Annotated in this window: 2 protein-coding genes; one reads left to right on the top strand and one right to left on the bottom strand. The window is 36.8% G+C overall.

Going from position 1 to position 742, the window contains the following annotated elements:
- Positions 1–181, top strand: a 181-nt coding sequence (locus tag IHO40_RS01305; RefSeq protein WP_225536395.1) for a hypothetical protein, incomplete at its 5' end; no start/stop codon positions are given.
- Positions 182–233: 52 nt separating this feature from the next.
- Here IHO40_RS01305 and IHO40_RS01300 read toward each other — a convergent pair.
- The coding region (locus IHO40_RS01300; protein WP_368666748.1) for a D-alanyl-D-alanine carboxypeptidase family protein at positions 234–742 on the bottom strand (509 nt) is incomplete at its 5' end.

Genomic DNA, 742 nt, shown 5'->3' with positions numbered 1-742 from the left:
CTACTTGACAAGTAGTTTTTTGTTTCTATTGGGTAGCTTTTCTCCACTTTTGTCTATCGGCTTTCTGTGTAGTAGAATTGGTATGAGTTACAGAACAGCAAAAATTGCCATTCTGTATACAGCAGGGCAGGGACTAAATCCTTTGTTGTTTTTCCTTTCTCTCATTTTCTTTCATTGCTAGTATCGTCTTCTCTGCATATGCCTCACTTTCGGGTATATCGGGCTATTTAAGTTCAAAACAACATTCTAAAAAACTTTTCTATGTAATTTAATTCCTGTACATCATTTACTGCGTAAAGTGGTGCTGTTTGCTGCTCAATACCCGGTACTTCTATAAGAACTTTGCCTACTTCTTGCCCTTTTTTGATTGGTGCAGGTATCATATCTTTATATTCAACGCGCACCTTAATTTTATTATACAAGTTACGACTATAGGTTATAGTAATATCGTTTGCAACTGTGATGGGCACTTTCCTGTCTTTTCCGTACAGAACATTTATTTTCTCAACTACGTCATCCTTAGCGAATATCTTTCTAGTGCTAAAATGATTTAAGGAATACTGTATCAGTCTTTTTGCTTCTCCTATTCGCTCTCTTTCAGTACTTAACCCATTTACGACGGCGAAAATTCTCCTATCGTTTCGTTTTGCGGATACTACAATTCCGTAACCGCCAGCATTTGTATAGCCAGTTTTTAGGCCATCAACTCCGATGTCGTGAAAAAGTAGAGGATTTTTATTTT

Origin of the sequence: Wolbachia endosymbiont of Mansonella ozzardi (genome assembly GCF_020278625.1) — a bacterium.
In the GTDB taxonomy this organism is placed as follows: Bacteria; Pseudomonadota; Alphaproteobacteria; order Rickettsiales; family Anaplasmataceae; genus Wolbachia.
This window is presented reverse-complemented; position numbering and strand designations above follow the sequence as displayed.